Source organism: Rhizobium sp. BK456, from assembly GCF_014194045.1.
In the GTDB taxonomy this organism is placed as follows: domain Bacteria; phylum Pseudomonadota; class Alphaproteobacteria; order Rhizobiales; family Rhizobiaceae; genus Rhizobium; species Rhizobium redzepovicii.
This window is the reverse complement of sequence record NZ_JACIAO010000005.1, coordinates 424043-444133: the sequence shown is the minus strand read 5'-3', so window position 1 is coordinate 444133 and position 20091 is coordinate 424043. Positions and strand designations below refer to the sequence as shown.

20 protein-coding genes are annotated in these 20091 nt (G+C 64.2%); 3 read left to right on the top strand and 17 right to left on the bottom strand.

Features of this window, described 5'->3' with window-relative positions; genetic code table 11:
* Positions 1 to 3: 3 nt before the first annotated feature.
* From FHX03_RS17460 to FHX03_RS17415, 10 genes are all read right to left on the bottom strand, one after another.
* The gene (locus FHX03_RS17460) at positions 4 to 147 is read right to left on the bottom strand and encodes a hypothetical protein (RefSeq protein WP_164918697.1); all 144 of its coding nucleotides are present in this window, start codon (positions 145 to 147) and stop codon (positions 4 to 6) included.
* A gap of 104 nt (positions 148 to 251) precedes the next feature.
* A complete protein-coding gene (locus FHX03_RS17455; protein ID WP_097625691.1) occupies positions 252 to 2204 on the bottom strand; it encodes a BTAD domain-containing putative transcriptional regulator in 1953 nt (650 codons plus the stop codon).
* Positions 2205 to 2450: 246 nt separating this feature from the next.
* Entirely contained in the window at positions 2451 to 3347 is an 897-nt protein-coding gene (nadC, locus tag FHX03_RS17450) for a carboxylating nicotinate-nucleotide diphosphorylase (protein WP_183777834.1), read from the bottom strand.
* 1 nt (position 3348) lies between these two features.
* Complete coding sequence (locus tag FHX03_RS17445; RefSeq protein ID WP_183777835.1) at positions 3349 to 4908, bottom strand: L-aspartate oxidase; 1560 nt, start codon at positions 4906 to 4908, stop codon at positions 3349 to 3351.
* Complete coding sequence (gene nadA / locus FHX03_RS17440) at positions 4905 to 5876, bottom strand: quinolinate synthase NadA (protein WP_131710745.1); 972 nt, start codon at positions 5874 to 5876, stop codon at positions 4905 to 4907. Before nadA ends, FHX03_RS17445 begins: the two co-directional genes overlap by 4 nt.
* Positions 5877 to 5945: 69 nt before the next feature.
* Positions 5946 to 6875 carry an NUDIX hydrolase gene (locus FHX03_RS17435; protein ID WP_210298596.1) on the bottom strand — a complete coding sequence of 310 codons (930 nt, stop codon included), beginning with the start codon at positions 6873 to 6875 and terminating at the stop codon, positions 5946 to 5948.
* A 366-nt stretch (positions 6876 to 7241) separates the two neighbouring features.
* Positions 7242 to 8054, bottom strand: coding sequence for a 3-methyl-2-oxobutanoate hydroxymethyltransferase (locus tag FHX03_RS17430; protein WP_183777837.1), 813 nt, complete (start codon positions 8052 to 8054; stop codon positions 7242 to 7244).
* Between the two features lie 42 nt (positions 8055 to 8096).
* Positions 8097 to 9320: an NAD(P)/FAD-dependent oxidoreductase gene (locus FHX03_RS17425; RefSeq protein WP_183777838.1), complete on the bottom strand. Its 1224-nt coding sequence runs from the start codon at positions 9318 to 9320 to the stop codon at positions 8097 to 8099.
* 11 nt (positions 9321 to 9331) lie between these two features.
* The gene (locus tag FHX03_RS17420) at positions 9332 to 9646 is read right to left on the bottom strand and encodes a MocE family 2Fe-2S type ferredoxin (protein ID WP_183777839.1); all 315 of its coding nucleotides are present in this window, start codon (positions 9644 to 9646) and stop codon (positions 9332 to 9334) included.
* Positions 9647 to 9667: 21 nt separating this feature from the next.
* A complete protein-coding gene (locus FHX03_RS17415) occupies positions 9668 to 10756 on the bottom strand; it encodes a fatty acid desaturase family protein (RefSeq protein ID WP_183854748.1) in 1089 nt (362 codons plus the stop codon).
* Between the two features lie 132 nt (positions 10757 to 10888).
* Here FHX03_RS17415 and FHX03_RS17410 point away from each other — a divergent pair, with 132 nt between their 5' ends.
* Together FHX03_RS17410 and FHX03_RS17405 are read left to right on the top strand one after the other, a co-directional pair.
* Complete coding sequence (locus tag FHX03_RS17410; RefSeq protein WP_183854746.1) at positions 10889 to 11917, top strand: LacI family DNA-binding transcriptional regulator; 1029 nt, start codon at positions 10889 to 10891, stop codon at positions 11915 to 11917.
* A gap of 164 nt (positions 11918 to 12081) precedes the next feature.
* Positions 12082 to 12894: a TIM barrel protein gene (locus FHX03_RS17405; protein ID WP_183854744.1), complete on the top strand. Its 813-nt coding sequence runs from the start codon at positions 12082 to 12084 to the stop codon at positions 12892 to 12894.
* A gap of 58 nt (positions 12895 to 12952) precedes the next feature.
* On the opposite strand, the gene cobM is transcribed toward FHX03_RS17405, so the two are convergent.
* Together cobM and cbiE are read right to left on the bottom strand one after the other, a co-directional pair.
* Positions 12953 to 13711, bottom strand: a complete 759-nt coding sequence (gene cobM / locus FHX03_RS17400; RefSeq protein ID WP_183854742.1) for a precorrin-4 C(11)-methyltransferase — start codon at positions 13709 to 13711, stop codon at positions 12953 to 12955.
* Between the two features lie 4 nt (positions 13712 to 13715).
* The gene (cbiE, locus tag FHX03_RS17395; RefSeq protein WP_183854740.1) at positions 13716 to 14948 is read right to left on the bottom strand and encodes a precorrin-6y C5,15-methyltransferase (decarboxylating) subunit CbiE; all 1233 of its coding nucleotides are present in this window, start codon (positions 14946 to 14948) and stop codon (positions 13716 to 13718) included.
* Here cbiE and FHX03_RS17390 point away from each other — a divergent pair.
* Complete coding sequence (locus FHX03_RS17390; protein ID WP_183854738.1) at positions 14947 to 15717, top strand: cobalt-precorrin-6A reductase; 771 nt, start codon at positions 14947 to 14949, stop codon at positions 15715 to 15717. The genes cbiE and FHX03_RS17390 overlap by 2 nt on opposite strands.
* On the opposite strand, the gene FHX03_RS17385 is transcribed toward FHX03_RS17390, so the two are convergent.
* The 5 genes from FHX03_RS17385 to cobF all read right to left on the bottom strand — a co-directional run bounded on the left by FHX03_RS17385 (position 15681) and on the right by cobF (position 20025).
* Positions 15681 to 16445, bottom strand: coding sequence for a precorrin-3B C(17)-methyltransferase (locus tag FHX03_RS17385; RefSeq protein ID WP_183854736.1), 765 nt, complete (start codon positions 16443 to 16445; stop codon positions 15681 to 15683). The genes FHX03_RS17390 and FHX03_RS17385 overlap by 37 nt on opposite strands.
* A complete protein-coding gene (locus tag FHX03_RS17380; protein ID WP_097625678.1) occupies positions 16442 to 17173 on the bottom strand; it encodes a precorrin-2 C(20)-methyltransferase in 732 nt (243 codons plus the stop codon). The genes FHX03_RS17385 and FHX03_RS17380 overlap by 4 nt, the downstream gene beginning before the upstream one ends.
* Complete coding sequence (locus FHX03_RS17375) at positions 17170 to 17802, bottom strand: precorrin-8X methylmutase (protein WP_097625677.1); 633 nt, start codon at positions 17800 to 17802, stop codon at positions 17170 to 17172. Before FHX03_RS17375 ends, FHX03_RS17380 begins: the two co-directional genes overlap by 4 nt.
* Before the next feature lie 2 nt (positions 17803 to 17804).
* Entirely contained in the window at positions 17805 to 19187 is a 1383-nt protein-coding gene (gene cobG, locus FHX03_RS17370; RefSeq protein ID WP_183854734.1) for a precorrin-3B synthase, read from the bottom strand.
* A 73-nt stretch (positions 19188 to 19260) separates the two neighbouring features.
* Positions 19261 to 20025, bottom strand: coding sequence for a precorrin-6A synthase (deacetylating) (cobF, locus tag FHX03_RS17365; protein ID WP_183854732.1), 765 nt, complete (start codon positions 20023 to 20025; stop codon positions 19261 to 19263).
* Positions 20026 to 20091: the final 66 nt, after the last annotated feature.

The following is a 20091-nucleotide window of genomic DNA, read 5'->3' as shown; positions in this document are numbered from 1 at the left end:
TCCTTAGCGGAACCTCAGCGCATGCGTCAGGCTCTCGAGCGCATTGGCGGAAACGCTGAGTTCATCTTGTTTCATCGCTGCTCTCGCAGCTGCAGAGAAGCGCAGGGACTGGGTCTGAACTGCGGTGGTTTCAGCATTCGTCTTCATGTTCCATCTCCGATTGGTTGGGCAGCGCTTGCTGCCGTTAACCATCGGAGGGAAACATTGCCTGCGTCATTTAAGCGTTACAGGCTTCGTTAAAAGGCGATGCATCAGGGAAGACCGGCGAGTTGCAGGCCTTTTATCAGCGGTTCGGTGAAGGCGGGATCGCGATCGGGGACAAAATGACGGATATCCTCGCTGCGGAAATCGGGGAAGTTTTCGAGCACCGTCCTGGCATAGCTCTGGGCCTTGCCTGTCTCGCCCGCCATCGCATGCGAGGCGGCGAGCAGACGCGCCGTCGCCTGTTTGGTCTTTACCGGTTCCAGCGCGTCGATCGCCTTTTCATACTCTTCACGCATGAAATGGATGCCGCCGAGGTTCCAGTAATAATAATCCGGCGGCAGCGGGTTGAGCTTGAAGGCCGCCCGGTTGAGCTCCAGCGCCCGGTCGAAATCGCCGTCATGAGAAAGTGCGTCGGAGAAATCGGCGAGGATGTCCGCATCATTGGGATTGAGATCCTGCGCCTGCTGGAAATATTCCAGGCTTTCGTCGAAGCGGCGGCGATAAAGCGCGACAAAACCGAGTTCGCGATAAGCCCGGCCGCTGTTCGGATCGGACTGTTGCGCCTGCCGGGCAGCACCATTCGCCTCGTCGAGCAGTTCCTTGTCGCGCATGCCGCGGATCAGCCATTCCATGCCGAGCGCCCGCGACACGCCCGCATGCGCGGCCGAGAAATGCTCGTAGCGATTGAGCGAAGATTTAAACCATTTGCGCGCCTGGCGCAGGTGCTGCAGGTCGGTTTGGGCAATCAGCCGCTTGCCTTCGAGATAAAGGCGATAGGCGGAGGCCGGCGCATCGCCGATCGGCATTGCCAGTTCGTGGCGCTCGATCGTGTCGGCGAGCGAGGAGACGATCCGCCGCGTCAGATGCGCGAAGGATTCGCTGATCTTCTGCATCACCAGCGGCAGTTCCAGCGCCCAGATCACCTCCGACGTCGTCGTCCGCGTCAGCCGGCAGGTGGCAAAAACATCCTCGTCGCGGCCCTGGATGGTGACATAGACCGCATAGTCGAAACTGAGGTCGAGCGGGCCGGGCACGGCGCGCGCCGGATCGATCGAGCGGCTGAGGATTTCGAGGCTCGTATGCGCGGCGATCACCTTGAAGCCGCGCTGCTGGCTGAGGCCGATGGTGACGTCTTCGAGAAGCGCCCTGCCGACGCGCTCCATCAACGGATCGGTGAAGATGCTTTCCGGCGGCAGGATGATGATGCGCGGCTGGCCGAGCAGATTGGCGAACATGCCTGATGCAGACGGGCGCTCCGGCACGGCTGCCTGTGCGGCCGGGATCAGGCCGAGTTCGCGGGCAAGCGCCGTGGTGCTTTCCTCCGGCTCGGTATCGAAGTCGTCCTTTAGCTGGCTCTTGCACTTCAGATAGGCCTGACGGGCCGCGGCCGCATCGTTCATCCTGACATAGGTGCGCATCAGGGTGCGATAGGCCGTCTCGCTGGCAGGATCGAGTTCCAGCAGGCGCCGGGCAAACGCCACCTGCTCGTCATCCGATCCGTCTTCCGATGTTTCGATCAGCCGAGTGAGATGGGCCGAGCGCAATTCGTCGATGCGCTGGCGCTCAAAGGTCAGCCAGTCCTCGGCGCCTTGCGTCGGCGATTTGGCGCCTTCCAGCAGTTCGCCGTTCAGCATATCGCTGTCTTCGGAGGCGAGCGGCCCTTTCTGTTTCAGGATATGAACGTCGACCTCCCAGCCATCCGCGAGCCCGATATGGGTTCGGGTCGCGGCAAGCAGCGGCGGAAGATCGGCGGGAATGCTCTGCTCGATACGCGACAGCAACTGGCGCAGGCTGCCGGCGCGCTTTTCCGGCAGTTCCGATTGCCAGAGCTGCCGCCTGACGGTTTCGCGGTCGAGTTCGAGATTGGCTTCGGCGGTCAGCATGGCGAGGAGAAAATAAGACTTCTCCGGCAAGGGGAGTTCCCTCCCCGCTGCCAGTAGCCTCGGTCTTCCGAGCAGGCACAGCCTGTTCTTCGACATCTGTCCGGATGTCCGTTGCATCCCGGTCTCACCCCTGAAAGCCAAGGCGCGCAAACGCAGCCGCCACTTAAATCATGTTAGAGCTAGAAGGGCGCCGCGCATAGCGGTTTTGCTATAAAAAGAAGAAATTTCAGCGAATATTTGCATTTTCGCCTGCCGCTCGCCAAGAAGATGCTTCGCCAACACTTGCCGATAGCATGCTGTGGGCCTTCTGTAGCGGGAGTTGTTTGAACAATCGCCAGTTTCAAGACCCAGCCGTCAAGCCGATTACAGCACGTGTGCAACCCGTTTCGGGCTCGTTTCCGTCGCGGCGGCCTCGATGAAGTCGAGGCCGATATCCAGTACCGGCGCGCTGTGCGTCAGCCAGCCGACGGAGATGAGATCGACGCCGGAGGCGGCGATTGTTCCCGCCGTTGCCGGGGTGACCCGGCCCGAAGCCTCGGTGATCGCCCGGCCGGCGACGATGGCGACGGCTTGGCGCAACTGATCCGGCGTCATGTTGTCGAGCAGAACAGCGTCGACGCCGGTCTCCATCGCTTCGCGCAGCTGATCAAGCGTATCGACTTCGACCTCGATCTTCACCAGATGGCCGACGCCGGCCCGCGCCCGGCGGATCGCCTCGGCAACGCCGCCTGAAATGGCGACGTGATTGTCCTTGATCAGTACCGCGTCATAAAGCGCGAAGCGGTGGTTCATGCCGCCGCCGGCCCGCACCGCATATTTTTCCAGTGCCCGGAGCCCCGGCGTCGTCTTGCGCGTGCAGGCGACAGAGGCTTTGGTGCCGCGGATGGCGGCGGCAATCTCGGCCGTCACGGTGGCGATGCCGGAGAGGTGGCCGAGGAAATTCAGCGCGGTGCGCTCGGCCGTCAGCAGGCCGCGTGACGGGCCTTCGATGGTGGCGATCGCGTCGCCGGGCTTGACCGCATCACCGTCCTGGAGATGCCGGCGCATGGTGATCTCCGGATCGACGAGGGTGAAGGCGAGTTCGGCCGCATCGAGGCCGGCGATCACGCCCGGCTGGCGGGCGGCCATGACGACCGTCGAGCGATGGTCGTTTGGGATGACCGATGCCGAGGTGATATCGCCGGCAAGACCGAGATCCTCGAGCAGGGCTGCGCGGACCAGCGGTTCGACGATCAGGCGCGGAAGCGGAACGAGGTTCATCTCAGGCACTCCTTGCAAGAGTATAGAGCGGGGCAAGGGCATAGGGCGATGTGGCACGGGCGATTTCTAGCGCTTGGGAAAGGCGCATCTGGCGCCGGTCAGCAGCGCCGAGCTTCAGCGGAAAATCGGTGCGGGCATGGGCGCCGCGCGATTCCGTCCGCAGGCTGGCAAAGACGGCGATCAGCAGCGCGACGATGGCAGGATCGGCGGCGGGGCCGTCGCCTTCGGCAAGCGGCAGCAGCGCGGCGATCGCGTCCTCAACGGCGCCGGCATTGCGCAGCACGCCGAGATGGCGTGAGACGATCGGCCGGACGAGCGATGCATCGGCTGGCACCGGCAGTCTCTCGCCGAAGAGGGTGCCGGGACGGCTCGCCGGCATGGAAGCGAGGTCGCGCGCCGCCCGCATGCCCATCACCGCCGCCTCCAGCAGCGAATTGCTGGCGAGCCGGTTGGCGCCGTGCAGGCCGGTCGAGCCCGCTTCGCCCACGACCCAGAGTCCTGGAACCGAGCTGCGGCCGTTGGCATCCGTCGCAACGCCGCCCATGTGATAGTGAACGGCCGGGCGCACTGGAATGAGGTGCTTCGCCGGATCGATGCCGGCCTCGCCGCAAAGGGCGGCGATGACGGGAAAGCGGGTGGCAAAGCGGCTGCCGAGCGCATCGCGAGCATCGAGGAAGACCCTGCCGCCGCGGGTGATTTCGGCGCTGATGGCGCGCGCCACCACGTCGCGCGGCGCAAGCTCGGCGCCCGGGGTGCGGGCCATGAAGCGTTCTCCGCGTTCGTTGACGAGCAGAGCCCCCTCACCGCGCACTGCCTCGCTGACGAGCGCCAAAGGCCTGCGACGGGAATCGAGCGCCGTCGGATGGAACTGGACGAATTCCATGTCGGCGAGATCGGCACCCGCCCTTGCGGCGAGCGCAATCCCTTGGCCGAAATTGCCCATCGGATTGGTGGTCGCATCGTAAAGCCCGCCGATCCCGCCGGTGGCAAGCACCACTTTCGACGTCGGCAGGATGGCGGCGCCGTTGGCGGTCGCGCAGAGCAGGCCGGCGACACGCTCGCCATCCATCATGATCCGCCGCGCCTCAAAACCTTCGAGCACGGATATGGAAGGTATCTGCTTCAACGCCCGCACCAGCGCCGCGACGATCGCCGCCCCCGAACCATCGCCTTCGGCGTGGACGATGCGGCGGCGGCTATGGGCAGCCTCCAGCCCGAAAGAGAGTTCGCCGGCGGCATTTCGGTCGAAACGGACGCCGGCCTGCTCCAGCGCTGAGATTGCCGCCGGCGCTTCGGTGATGATGCCGGCGGCGACTGCGGGATCGCAGAGGCCGTCGCCGGCGACAAGCGTATCGGCAAGATGCAGCGCCGCGCTGTCGTCGGCGCCCATGCCGGCAGCGATGCCGCCCTGCGCCCAGGCGCTCGACGTCTCGGTGCCGAGGACGGCGCGCGTGACGATGACGGAAGGTTCCGGCGCCAGTGTCAGGGCGGTCATCAGCCCGGCAAGGCCGCTGCCGACGATCACCGTGCGGCCAGTGAGATTGTGGAGAATCTCGGTCATATCGCCAGCATCCTTTCGACGGCGCGGCGCGCCGCCACGGCAATCGCCGGATCGACGGTCACCTCGTGGCGGTTTTCCTCAAGCGCTGAACGGATATTGCCCAGGGTGATCCGCTTCATATGCGGGCAGAGATTGCAGGGGCGAATGAATTCGACCTCGGGATGATGCACGGCGACATTGTCGCTCATCGAGCATTCGGTGAGCAGCACGACGCGCGCCGGCTTCTGCCGCCCGACGTAATCCGACATGACAGCGGTGGAGCCGGCAAAATCGGCCTCGGCCACCACCTCGGGCGGGCATTCGGGATGGGCGAGCACTGTCACGCCGGGATGGTTTTCGCGCAGCTGGCGGACATCATCGGCGGTGAAGAGTTCATGCACTTCGCAATGCCCGTGCCAGGCGATGATCTCGACATCGGTCTCGCGGGCGACGTTGCGCGCCAGATATTCGTCCGGGATCATCAGCACCTTCGGCACGCCGAGCGATTCCACCACCTGTTTGGCATTGCCCGAGGTGCAGCAGATGTCGGAGGCAGCCTTCACCGCCGCCGAAGTGTTGACATAGGTGATGATGGGCACGCCGGGATGGGCCTGGCGCAAGAGCGCGATATCTTCAGGCGTGATCGAATCCGCCAGCGAGCAGCCGGCGCCGAGATCGGGAATCAGCACGGTCTTCTCGGGATTCAGCAGCTTGGCGGTCTCCGCCATGAAATGCACGCCGGCCAGCACGATCACATCGGCATCGACCTCGATCGCCTTGCGGGCGAGCGCCAGGCTGTCGCCGACGATATCGGCGACGCCGTGGAAGATCTCCGGCGTCTGGTAATTATGCGCGAGAATGACGGCGTTGCGGCGGCGCTTGAGCTCGAGGATGGCGTCAACATCGTTCTCGAACGACATCCATTCGGCTTTGGGAATGACGCGGCTGACGCGCTCGTAGAGCGAGGATGCGGAAACAGAATGATTCATGACCGGCTCCTTATTATGCTCTATTTGAGCATATCGTGGGCAAATAGATATTCTCACGGTGAGCATATGTCAATTGCGGGAGAGCGGTAATTTTGTTCCGGCGAGCGCCCGTTCCTCGAGCACCGTGTGGCGGAAGCGGAACAGCTTGGCCGGCCGGCCGCCGGTTTCGCTTTCCGTGCCGCCGGTTTCCTCGACGAGTTCCTGCTGTTCGATCAAGCGGCGAAAATTCTGCTTGTGCAGCGTCAGCCCCGCCAGGGCCTCGATGGTGCGCTGCAGCCGCAGAAGCGTAAAACTCTCCGGCATCAGTTCGAAGACCACCGGACGGTATTTGATCTTGGCGCGCAGTCTTGCGATCCCGGTCGCCAGAATCCGGCGGTGATCGGCAAACATCGCCCGGCCGAGATTGGCTTCGCTTGTGCATCCGGCTTCGGCAACGAGCCCCGCTTCATAAAGCAGTTCGTAGCGCTGCAGCGCCAGATCCTCGTTCCAGCCGCCGCCGTCGAGGCCGAAGGTGAAATCCGCCCGGCGGTGTCGGTGGCCGCGCCTGAAAGAATCGGCATCGGCCCAGTGGCTCAGCCGCGTCATTATCTCATCCAGCACGGCCGGCCGGCCCTTCCGGTGGTCTTCCCAGGGAAAATATTCGTACCAGCCATGCCATCCCGGCCGGCCGGCGCCCGACTGCTCGTTGACGAGGCCGAGATAGCTGATCGAGATCGTCCGCCCGCCCGGGATGTCGTTGTTCCGGTCGCGGTCGGCGAAGGTATAGAGCTGCTCGAGATAGCCGACCGGGTGTTCGGTCTGCTCCTGCACCCATTCGCGCAGGCCCGATTGTAGGGTGCGGTGGCCCATTTCGAACGGACCTGACGGCAGCGCATTGCCGGAACGGATCGTCATCACACGCGGCTCGTCCCCCGTCACCGCGACGAGCACCGCAATCAATTCCGCATGCGCAAAGCCGATCGTCACAGGGGACCGAATACTCCGTTCCGAATGGATCATTCCTGACACAGGCTGGGATGGAAGCCAATGGAGCGCCAACGAGTTCGGGGTGTTGCCCACATCATCCAGTGGATGCTGGGGTGTTTATGTTTTTGTCTCTGGCGAAAGATGCCTTTCGCTTGCCGCTCAAGGCGTTCGTCGCTGGCGCTCCTCACCCCCTCATCTGCGCTGACGGGCATCTTCTCCCCGCTGGGGAGAAGGGGAGTAAGCCGTACGGTGCCATTCCTACAGCAAAGGTCTCAAGAGGAGTGAGGCGCCGCCACACCCCCTTCTCCCCAGGGGGAGAAGATGCCGGCAGGCAGATGAGGGGGTGAGCGAAGCGAATGCGCTGAGCGTAAGCGAGGGCAAAGAATAGGTGGGACTACTTCAACGATCCCCCGTCTCACCGGCCAGTCCATCCAGGAAAATCTTCAATTCCGCTTCGTCGATACCGACGAGATGGCGCTTTTCCGGATAGGCGCCGGTCCGGACATCCTCGGCGAATTCGGTGAAGGCGGCGATGCGCTCGCGCTGCAGCCGGTCGTGTTCGGCGGCGAAGTCGCGGTAGACCTTGGCATGGCGCGGATAATGGTCGCGATTGGCGCCGAGCACGTCGTCGGCGAAGAGATATTGGGCGTCGCAGCCGCTGCCGGCCCCCATGGAGATCATCAGCATCGAGGTGTTGCTGCTGATGGCGGCAGCGACATCCCCAGGCACCACTTCGATTTCGGCGGCGAAGGCGCCGGCCTCTTCGAGCGCCTTGGTCTGCCGCCAGATCTCGGCGGCACTTGCCGCCGTCTTGCCGACGGCGCGGAAGCCGCCGGTCCAGGTCGCCTTCGACGGGATCAGCCCGAGATGGCCGCAGACGGGAATGCCCTCGTCGCGCATGCGCCGGATCGTCTGCAGGCTTGCGGCGCAATAGACCGCATCGCCGCCGGCCTTCAGCGCCGCGAAGGCGGCACGCAGATAATCTTCAGACGAGACAAGATCGCCATATTCGAGCCCCGGAATGGCAAAAGGCGTCGGGGCGATTTCGCGAAAGACCGGGCCGAGCAGCGAGGGCGGCACCGAGACGATGTCGATCCCGGCTTTTTCAGCCGCTTCCGCCTCCTCCAGCGAGGTGACGCGCAGCATGGTGAGCTGGCGCTTGCCCTTTTCCGCCAGCAGATCGGCGACGGTCGCGCGCTTGTGTTTTTTCATCGTCAATTCCTGTGAGTACATCGGGTGAATATATCGGGCGGCTCAGGCGGCCAGCAGGGATTTCAGTTTGACGTCATTGGCTGCGAGCGCCGCCGGGTCGGGATGGGCGCGGGCTGCGATCAGCATTTCGGCGAGGCGGATGTCGCGCGCCACGGCATTGCCCGGGCCGATGCCGCTTGCGGCGATCAATCGGCCGTCGGCATCGAGGTGGAACAGAATGAAGGCGCCGGCCCCGAGATCGCGGCGCTGATGCGTGGCGGCGCCTTCGGCAAGGCCGGCAATTTGCAGCGTCATGTCGTATTGATCCGACCAGAACCACGGCACGGAGGAAACGGCTTCATCGAGGCCGAGCATGTTGGCCGCGGCCAATGTGCCCTGTTCCTGGGCGTTGCGCCAGGATTCGAGCCGCACCCGTCGGTCGCCATAGATCGACAGCGGAAAGGAGCAGCAGTCGCCGGCGGCAAAAACATTCGGCGCCGAGGTCTGGAGATAGCGGTCGACGGCGATGCCGTTTTCGATCGTCAGCCCCGCTTTTTCGGCGATCTCGACATTCGGCCGGGCGCCGATGCCGACAAGGGCGAGATCGGCTTCGATCGCCTCGCCGGCCGACAACCGGATCAAGGCCTTTCCGCCTTCCTCGCTCAGGCTCTCGATCGAGACGCCGCAGCGGATATCGACGCCCTCGGCGCGGTGGCGCTCGGTCAGGAGGTGAGCGATTTCCTCAGGCACGCCGCGCTTCAGTACGCGTTCCAGCCCCTCGATGACGGTGACCTCGGCGCCGAGCAGGCGCGCCGTCGCCGCAAGTTCCAGGCCGATGAAGCCGCCGCCGATGATGACGATATGCTTGCCCGGCTTCATCACGTCGCGCAGTGCGGCTGCATCGTGATGCGTCCGCAGCGAGCGAATATGGGCGCTACCTTCAGGCGCGCCGGGGAACGAGCGCGCCGCTGCGCCCGTTGCCAGCAGAAGCTTGTCATAGGAAAGCGTCGTCCTGTCGGAAAGCGTGACGGTCCTGGATGCCGTGTCGAAATCCCTGGCTTCAAGGCCGGTCAGCAACCGGATGCCGCTGTCGGCGTATTTTTCCGACGCAGCGATGAATTTCGGATCGCCTGCATCGGCACCCGCCTTCGACAGCGGCGGCCGTTCATAGGGATGAAGGGGCTCGGCGCCGACAAGCGTTATTTCGCCGTCAAAACCTTTTTCCCGCAGGGCGAAAGCGGCGCGCGCACCGCATTCGCCGGCACCCAAGATAACGAAATGGGCCACATCAGCCTCCGTCAGAGCGAGATGAAGACGGCGCCGCCTTCGATCTTTACCGGATAGGTCTTGAGATTGACGCAGACCGGCGCGCCTTTGGCTTCGCCCGTCTTATAGTTGAAGCGGCCGTTGTGCTTCGGGCATTCGATGATCTCATCCATGACAAGCCCGTCGGCAAGGTGGATATGTTCGTGCGTGCAGAGCCCGTCGGTTGCGAAGAATTCGTCGTCGGGGCTGCGGTAGATCGCGAAGGTGCGCCCGCCATGATCGAAGCGGATGACATCCTCTTCGTCGATCTCGTCCTTGCCGCAGACTTCGATCCAGTTTCCGCTCATCTTATCCTCCCTCGATCGTGATTATTGCGCGGCCGGAGCCAGCTCGTTGTGGAACTCTTCGCGATAGGGCCGCGCGGTGGCCGGCAATTCGCGCTTCAGGAAATAATCCTCGTTGCGCAGCTGGCGCAGGAAGGCCGGGATCATCTCTCGATAGCCCGACAGGATCGACGGGTTCGGCGCCGGCAGGTCGTGCTTGATCATCGCGTGCAGCCTGGGCAGCGCATGGTAAGGCACCATCGGGAACATGTGATGTTCGACGTGGTAATTCATGTTCCAGTAGATGAAGCGGCTGACCGGGTTCATATAGACCGTGCGGCTGTTCAGCCTGTGGTCGATGACGTTGTCGGCGAGGCCGCCATGCTGCAAAAGCCCGGTCAGTACATGGTGCCAGGCGCCGTAGAGGCGCGGCAGGCCGATCAGCATCAGCGGCAGGATCGAACCCATGGCGAGTGCTGCAGCGATCGTGGCGACATAGATCGCAAGCCAGATGCGGGCGATGCGGATCGCTTTCGGCTGCTCCATCTCCGGAATGAAGGTCTTTTCCGCCGCGCTCACGACACCGAAGGCGTTGCGCAACATGTCGACGACAGCATGACAGACATCGAGGATGCCGAAGAAATTGAGGACCAGCCGGACGAGATCGGGCGGGCGCATGACGGCGATTTCGGGATCGCGGCCAACGATAACGGTATCGGTGTGGTGGCGTGTGTGACTCCAGCGCCAGGTCACCGGATTGCGCATGATCATGAAGCAGGCGATCTGATAGACGGCGTCGTTCATCCAGCGCGTCTTGAAGGCGGTGCCGTGGCCGCATTCGTGCCAGCGGCTGTCGGAGGCCGAGCCGTAGAGCACGCCATAGGCAAGGAAGAAGGGCAACGCGACCCACGAACCCCAGAAATAGACGCCGAGCCCGGCCAGGGCCACCATGCTGCCGAGCCAGATGACGGTGTCACGGATCGCCGGGGCGTCCGAGCGCTGCATCAGCGCCTTCATATCCTTGCGCGGAATATCCGTGTGGTACCATTGCGCTGCCGCCAGCCCCGTCTCGACAGCGGTGCGGCCGCTTTCGCCGAGCAGGTCGTAGTCCCGTTTCTTTGCCTGGATCGTCATCATCCGCCTCCCGTTATGCAATGCTTGGGAGGATAGGTTGACTTTGTAAGGCGCTCAATGCAGGCTTGATATAATCTATCAAAAGCCATCATAAATGGCTTGCATTCATGATCGAATCTATCAGGAACGCCGATGCGCCGACCCACCATCTCCGATCTCGCCCGCGCCTCGGGCGTCAGTGTTGCCACCGTCGACCGGGTGCTCAACGGTCGCCACCGCGTGCGCGAGGAAACGGCGCGGCGGGTTTATGACGCGGCCCAGTCGATCGGCTACCATGCCGTCGGCCTCATCCGGCAACGCGTCTTCGAGGATCTGCCGCAATACCGGCTGGCGTTCCTGCTGCAAAAGCCGATGCAGCCCTTCTATCAGGCTTTCGCTCGCGAGATCGAAGTGGCGGCCCGCGCCGTGACCACCGCCCGTGTCCAGATCCAGATCGACTATCCCTCCGCTTCGACACCGGCGGCGATCGTCGAGAAGCTCAGGGCTCTCGGCGCCCGCAGTCAGGCCATCGCTCTGGTTGCTCCAGACTATCCTGCGGTGACGGCGGCGATTGAGGAACTGAGGGAAAGAGACATTCCCGTCTTTTCGCTGCTTTCCGACTTCGCCTCAGGGGTGCGCAATGCCTATATTGGCGTCAACAACCGCAAGGTCGGCCGCACCGCCGCCTGGGTGATTGCCAAGACTGCCCGTGTGCCGGGTAAGGTCGCCTGTTTCGTCGGCAGCCACCGTTTTCACGGACATGAGCTGCGCGAGATCGGCTTTCGTTCCTATTTTCGTGAAAACGCGCCGGAATTCGACGTCATCGATACATTGATCAACCTGGATACTCCCGAGATCACCCATGAGGCGACGCTGACGCTGCTGCAGAAGCATCCCGATCTCGTCGGCATTTACGTTTGCGGCGGCGGTATGGAGGGCGCGATCTCGGCGATCCGTGAGGAAAGTCTCGGTGGCAAGATCGCCCTCGTGGTCAACGAGTTGACGCCCGACAGCAAAGCCGGGCTTGCCGACGATATCGTCGCCATGGCGATCGGCACCCCCCTGCCCGCACTCTGCAAAGAGCTGATGGGGCTGATGATGAGTGCGATCGAAAACAGCGAAACGGCCGTTCCCGGCCAGTTCTTCCTGCCCTTCGATATCCATATCTCGGAGAACATCTAGAAATGACGGAAATCTATCATTGTGGTTGAAATTCTTGCAGCAATGAGAGCGGGGCGGCGGCGATGGCCGATGGATTGCCACGGAAATTCCGATAGAGATTCGCAGCCCCATTCACGAGAAACTGCTCCGCTTGATGTCGCGGAGACGAGGAGGATATATCCGTTATGACTTCCATCCGCTTTGCGCTCAACCATATGGCCGCGCCGTCGCTCGCTATCGATGATTTCTTCGCGCTGACAAAGTCGCTCGGCATCGACGCGGTCGAGATCCGCAACGACCTTTCCGGCAATGCCATTCTCGACGGCACCAAACCGGAGGCGATCAAGCAGGCTGCCGACCGCCACGGACTGACGATCATCTCGATCAACGCGCTGCAGCGCTTCAACGAGTGGAATACCGCAAGGGCTGCTGAAGCGCAGGAACTGATCGATTATGCCAGCGCCTGCGGCGCCAAGGCGCTCGTCCTCGTTCCGAAGAACGACGGCACCGGCTGCGCCGACGGCGAACGCCAGGCCAATCTGCGCGAGTCCCTGACGGCGCTAAAGCCGATGCTCGATAAGGCCGGCATTATCGGCCTCGTCGAGCCGCTCGGTTTCGAGATCTGCTCACTGCGCTCGAAGACCGAGGCGGCCGAGGCAATCAAGGAACTCGGCGCGCAATCGACCTTCAAGCTCGTCCACGACACCTTCCACCATCACCTCGCCGGCGAAGCCGCGACCTTCCCTGAACTGGCCGGTCTCGTGCACATTTCCGGCGTCAGCGACCCCGCTGTATCCGTTGCCGATATGCGCGATTCCCACCGCGTGCTCGTCGATGGCGACGACCGGCTCGACAATGCCGGGCAGATCAAGGCGCTGCTGCAGGCGGGCTACAAGGGTCCGTTCTCCTTCGAGCCCTTCGCGGCCAAAGTGCATGCGGTCAAGGACCCGGCCGCAGCACTTCGCGCCAGCATGGATTATCTCACCGCGCGGGTTTGAAGCCTCAGCGAAATGTAGCGTGACGAGCGGCCGCCGGCGAGCGGCCGATCGTATCGATCTATTCGCGGCCTCTGAACCGGCGCTGATAGGCGGGGTCGTAGAGTGAACTCTCGCGAAAATCCTCTGCGGCAAGCGATGGGCCGACGAAGATGATCGCCGTGCGTTCGATCGGTTCGGCCGCAACCTTTGCCTCGATATCGGACAGCGTGCCGCGCAGGACGCGCTCGTCCGGCCAGGAGGCCTTGACGACGATGGCGACCGGGCAGTCGGCGCCGTAGAGCGGGGTCAATTCCTCCACCACCTGCTTCAGCGCATGGATCGCCAGATGTATCGCCAGCGTGGCGCCCGTCGCGCCGAATTTCGCAAGTGTTTCGTCGTTCGGCATCGGCGACGCGCGGCCGGAAACGCGGGTGAGCACCAGGCTCTGGGCCACGGCCGGGATCGTCAGCTCGCGCCCGAGCGCCGAGGCAGCGGCGGCAAAGGCCGGAACACCGGGTGTCATCGTATAGGCGATGCCGTGTTTCTCAAGCCGGCGCACCTGCTCGGCGACCGCGCTCCAGACCGAGAGATCGCCGGAATGCAGCCGGGCGACATCCTGGCCGGCGGCCGCGGCGCTGAGATATTCCGCCTCGATCTCGTCGAGCGACATCGGTGCGGTATCGACGATAAGCGCATCCGACGGGCAATATTGCAGCAGTTCCAGGGAGACGATCGAACCGGCATAGAGACAGACCGGGCACCGGGCGATGAGATCGCGGCCACGCACCGTGATGAGATCCGCAGCCCCCGGCCCCGCGCCGATGAAATGCACCGTCATTGCGTCATCCTTTCGTCCAACACCACTGCGTCACCGGCATGGCCGGCCGCCAGCCGCTCATGCCGCCGACAGGCCCCGCACGCGCTATTTCGATGCGCGTCAGCGAGCCGCCGCGTTCTGCGTGTTCTGAGAGCAGCACGGCCTCCATTTCCAGCGTCACGGCATTGGCGACGAGCCGCCCTCCCCGCTTCAGCGCGGCGATCGCGGTATCGATGACGCCGGGCGCGCTGCCGCCGCCGCCGAGGAAGATCGCGTCCGGTTCCGGCAGGCCGATCAGCGCGCGGGGTGCTTCGCCTTCGATGACGGCAAGATGCGGCACGCCGAAGGCGGATGCGTTGCGGGCAACGCGCGCGGCCCGCTCCGGCGCCTGCTCGATGGCGATCGTCTTCAGGGAGGGATCGGCCAGCATCCATTCGATACCGATCGATCCGGAGCCGGCGCCGATATCCCAGAGCACCTGACCGTGATGCGGCGCCAGCGCCGACAGGGTCACCGCCCGGATTTCGCGTTTGGTGATCTGTCCGTCATGCTCGAACAGCGCGTCCTCGATCCCGGCGGCGAAAGGCAGAATGCGCGCCCCCTCCCCTGCCGCGATTTGCAGGGCGCAGACGTTGAGAGAATCGATATCCGTGAGATCGAAATCCGCGGCCAAGGCATTTCTTTGCCGTTCGCGTGCGCCGCCCAGCGCCTCGAGCACGGTAAGCTGCGACTGACCGAAACCGGTGGCGGCAAGCAGCGCAGCCAGCTCGGCAGGCCCCTTCTCGTCTGAGGTCAGCGCGAGGATGCGCCGGCCGGCGTGCAGATGCGGCCGGATCAGGTCGATCGGCCTGCCATGCAGCGAAATTGTCGCGATGTCCTGCAGCGGCCAGCCGAGCCGCGAGGCGGCAAGGCTGAAGGCAGAGGGCGCCGGGATGGTACGCATCTCTTCCGACGCCACGTGGCGGGAAAGCGTTGCGCCGACGCCGTAGAGGAAAGGGTCGCCGGAGGCGAGCACGACGACGGGCGTGCCGCGCCTCTGGAGGATGGCATCGACCGAGCGCTCGAACGGGCTCTGCCAGGAAAGTCTTTCGCCTGATATCAGCGACGCCGCAAGCGCATGATGGCGCGCGCCGCCGAAGACGGCAGGTGCAGTGGCAATCAGCCTCTTCGCCTCTTCACCGAGCCCTTCTGGACCATCTTCGCCGATGCCGATAATAGTCAGCCAGCGCGGGCCCGCAGCAGGAGAGATATCAGACATGGGAAGACCTCGCATTCTGATCCTCGGCGGCACCGGCGAGGCGCGGCTGCTCGCCAAAGCGCTCGCGATGCGGGGAAATGGCGATGTTCTTCTGTCGCTGGCTGGTCGCACTGAAAAACCGGCCGCGCAGCCGGTTCCGGTTCGCATCGGCGGTTTTGGTGGCGCTGCGGCGTTGGCCGATTTTCTGACGGCCGGCGGATATGATCTGCTGATCGACGCCACCCATCCCTTCGCCGAGCGCATTTCCGCCAATGCCGCCTTTGCCGCCGAGACGACCGGTATCGCCGCGATCGCGCTGCGCCGTCCCGAATGGCAGCGCCTGCCGGGCGACCGTTGGCAGGAGGTGCGGAGCATTCCGGCTGCCATCGAGGCGCTCGGTCCCGCCCCTCGCCGGATCTTGCTGGCGACGGGCCGGCAGGGCGCCCATCATGCGGAGGCGGCGCCGCAGCATTTCTATCTCATCCGCAGCGTCGATCCTGTCGAGCCGCCGCCGGCGCTTGCCAATGTCGACTATGTGATTGATCGTGGCCCCTTCACGCTGGAAGGCGAATATGCCTTGCTGAAGCGCCACCGGATCGACGCCATCATTGCCAAGAACAGCGGTGGCGCCGCCACCTATGCGAAGATCGAGGCAGCCCGTCTGCTCGGCATCGAGGTGATGATGGTCGCGCGCGCGCCGGCGCCCGCAGTCAAAACGGTCGAAACTGTCGAGGCGACGCTGGCGGCGATCGATCACCTCTTCCCCCCTGCCATGAAGCGCGGGGTATAGACGAGGTCCGGCCGGCCGGGCCGCGTGACGATCCGGGTCTCGGCCGAGCCGATGATGACGCAGGTCGCCATATCGGCTATCGAGGCATCCGCCTGCGACAGCGGCTGCACTGCGATGCGTTCGTCCGGCCGTCCGGCCGCCCGGCCGAAAATGACCGGCGTCGTTGCCGGTAGATGGTCGCGCAACAGCTTGAAGGCTTCACCGAGTTGCCAAGGCCGCGCCCGGCTGATCGGGTTATAAAGAGCAATGACGAAACCCGCCCTGGCAGCCAGTTCGAGGCGGTTTTCTATTGTATTCCAAGGCTTTAGATTGTCAGAAAGCGAGATGGCGCAGAAATCGTGGCCAAGCGGCGCCCCGGCTCTTGCCGCCACCGCCAGCATAGCGGTGATGCCGGGCAGGATGGTGAGATCGACGGCGCGCCAGGCTGCCGGCCCGTTCTCGATCGCCTCGCAGACGGCGGCAGCCATGGCGAAAACACCGGGGTCGCCGCCGGAGACGACGCAGACCTTGGCGCCATCGGCGGCCATCGAAAGGGCTGCCCCTGCCCTGTCGAGTTCTTCGCGATTGTCCGAGGCATGCCGCAGCTGATCGTCGCGGAGCTGCAGCCTGTCGAGATAGGGTCCGTATCCGAAGAAATCGCTCGCGGCCTTGACTGCCGCCAGCGCTTCCGGCGTCATTTGTTCGGGATTGCCGGGACCGGTGCCGATTACGAAAAGCGCTCCGCTCATCGGCTGCTCTCCCATCCCGGCACCAGCACCAGCGAAAAATACGGCGCCTCGCCGTCAGATCTGTCGGCAAGCTTTTCCAGCGCCGCATTCGCCATGGTGCCGCGTTCGACATAGACGGCTTCCGCCAGCCGACCGGCGGCTTCCAAGGCCCGGCGGATTTTCGGCAAGTTGCGGCCGACCTTCATGATGACGGCGGCCTGGGTATCGGCCAGGCGGCGCGTCAGCTCGGTCTCGGCCATCGTACCGGGCAGTACGGAAAGCACATCATCGCCCTGGACGATCGGCATGCCGGCCAAGGACCAGCAGCCCGACATAGCGCTGATGCCGGGGATCACTTCGGTCGGATAGCGCTGGGAGAGCCTGACATGCAGGTGCATATAGGAACCGTAGAACAGCGGATCGCCTTCGCTGAGTACGGCGACGGTCAGCCCGGCATCGAGATGGCCAGCGACGCTTTCGGCAGAGCGATCATAGAACTGGGTGATCAGGCTCTGGTAGCGTTCGTCGTTCTTGTCGATCTCTGTGGTGACGGGATAATAGAGCGGCAGCAGCGTCACGCCGGATTTCAAGAGCGGCTCGACAATCGCCTTGCCGTTGCCGCCCCTCCCCTGCTTGGCGAAATAGGCAATGACGTCGGCGCCTTCGATGGCGCGCACGGCTTTGAGGGTCAGAAGCTCCGGGTCGCCGGGACCGGTGCCGACGCCGATAAGACGGCCGCTTGTCGTCATAGGCCCGGCCTCGCCAGCGCGTTCAGCGCCGCAGCCGTCATGGCGCTGCCGCCGAGCCGGCCGCGGACGATGGCAAAGGGCACACCGTAGGAATTCTCCGCCAGCGCATCCTTCGATTCCGCCGCGCCGACAAAGCCCACCGGCATGCCGAGGATGGCTGCGGGTTTAGCGGCGCCGTCGCGCAGCAGTTCGAGCAGATGGAAGAGCGCGGTCGGCGCATTGCCGATCGCAACGACGCTGCCGCCGAGCCGGTCGAGCCAGAGATGCATGGCGGCGGCCGATCGCGTGTTGCCGGTCTTAAGCGCCAGTTCCGGTGTGGCGGGGTCGCGCAGCGTGCAGATCACCTCGTTCAGCGCCGGCAGCCGCGCCCGGGTCACGCCCTGAGAGACCATTTCCGCGTCGCAGAAGATCGGCGCCCCGCCCTTCAGGGCTTCGCGCGCGGCGCCGACGAAATCGGCGGAAAACAGGAAATGCTCGGCCGCCTCGACCAGCCCGCAGGCATGGATCATGCGCACGGCGATGTCGGCCTCATCTTGGGTGAAGCGCGAAAGATCGGCCTCGGCGCGGATGATCGCAAAGGAACGCTCGTAGATCGCGTCGCCGCTGCGGATATAATCGTAGTCTGGCATTCTTATTCCTGTCGCAGCGCCTTCGAAACGCCGATTGCGCCAAGCCGTGTAAGGCAGGCGGCGGCCGATTCGCCAGCGCCTCTGTTGTCTTCGATGGACCGGGCGAGCCTCTCTATAGCGAAATCGATCCGACCGCCAGCGATCCGTTCATCCGGCCGATCCGCGGCAAGCCCGTTGAGGATCAGCTCGTAACCTTCAGCCGTGCCCGTCAGCGTCAGCGCCGGCCGGGCATGCGCGCAGCCCTTGGCGCAGCCGGAGAGATGCAGCGTCAGCGAACCGTCGAAGAGGGCAGGTGCTGCGGCAAGGATGCGGCGCGCCAGCGTTCGCGTCCCGTAGAAGGCGGAGCCGCAGGCGCCGGCGCCGGCACAGGCGGCGATATGTTCGCTGTTGTCGCCGGGCTGCGCGCCGAAGCCATGCCTGGCGGCAGCGATCTGCATAGCCGGCACTCTATCTTCCGCCAGGCCGATAAGAAAGAAACCGCGCTCGGGCGCCAGCCGGACGGCGGTTGCACCGTCGGTCGTGGCGAGATCAAGCAGGGCGGTCACATCTGACGAGCGCATCTGCCCGAATTCCGGCCGGACGCCGAGCACGGTTTTGCCGTCCGCCAGTCTGTGCAGGCCGGTAAGCGGCATCTTGGCTGCGCGAGATGGGAGGGAGCGAGTGGCGCTTAGAGCGGGAAAATGTGCTTGCAGAAGCGCCGGATCGATATCCCGTGCCCGGCTGCCCTGCCCGAGAGCCGCCAACAGGCTGAGGACTTCGCCGACGGCTGAGATTGCCGCCTCGGTGGGACCGACCGCGACCGTCGTTGCCGTCGCACCATCGCCGTTGATGGCGACAAGCCAACCTGTGTCCGGTTGCGCGACGACGCGGATATCGGCGGAAAGTGCCGATAGGCCGAAGGCACCGCCGCCGTCGATGACGATCGACAGTTTCGGCGCAAGCCGCGGCGAGGCGAGCAGCGCCTGAAGCGTGCTGCGCAGGGACAGTTCCATTGCGGCGGGATCGCTCAGTTCTTCCGGGTCGAGGCCGTGTAACGGCGAGATTTCGATCGTCGGGCCGTCCGGCACGGTAATGCCCGCGGCTTCGATATCGGCGGCGAGTTGTCCGACGGTCTCGGCCCGCAGCCCGCGGATCTGCAGATTGCCGCGTGCCGTGATCTCGAGAATGCCGTTTCCGTGTGCCGCGGCTGCGCGCGCAAGTGCTCTAAACTGCGGCAGCGTCAGCGCACCTCCGGCCGGCCGAAGCCGCACCAGCAGGCCGTCTCCGGTCGACATCGGTGCGGCCAGGGCGGGGCAGGCGCCGCGCGCGCGCATCTTCGCCGCAGTGCGGACTTGGAGCTCCGTCTCGGCTCTCCTGTCGACCGCCGTTATGGCCTTAGTGCTCATTCCCAATCCTCTGGGCACTTCTTACATGATCGCAGCCGGCGCGGCAAAACATGATGGAAATGGGCGACCCCGGTTATTCCTCGAAATCCCGCCCCTTGCGCAGGAGATAGATGTCCATGATCCAGCCATGTCGCTGCCTGGCTTCGGCCCTCAGCGCCACGATGTCGGCCGCGATATCGCCGAGCCGCCCGGATCTGACGATCTCGTCCTCGGTGCCGAGATAGGCGCCCCAGAAGATCTCGGCATCGGGATCGTCGATCTTCGCAAAGGCCTGTTCACCGTCGAGCATGACAATCGTCGTGGGCGCCTGGAGCCCGCCCAGCGCCAGTCTGCGCCCCGTGGTGATCTCAATCGGCTTTCCCACCAAGTTGACCGGGATCCTGTGACTGGCGGCCAATGCCTGGATGCTGGTGATTCCGGGAATGACACTGTAGTCGAAATCCACACCGGCATCCTGCCGGACGCGTTCGATGATGCGGATGGTGCTGTCGTAGAGGCTCGGATCGCCCCAGACGAGAAAGGCGCCGCGGCCGTCATCGGGGAGGTCGGCGATCAGTTCTTTATAGATGAGGGCGATCTCGGCATGCCAGGTATCGACGCTTTGGGGGTAGCTTCTGTCGGCGGTCTGCCTTTGCGGCACCGCGAATTCTGAAATCCGGATCCCCGGCCGGGTGACATATCGTTCGCAGATGTCTCGCCGGACCTCGGCAAGCTCTTCCTTGGCCGCGCCCTTCAGCGGCACGAATATCACGTCCGCGGCGTTCATCGCGTTGATCGCCTGTATGGTGACGTGCTCGGGATTGCCCGTGCCGATGCCGATGATATGGATGTGTTTCAAGCCGATACTCCCATGAGTCTCGGCGTTCTTGCCGAAAAAGCCGCTCCGCCGCAAGGGCGATGGCGA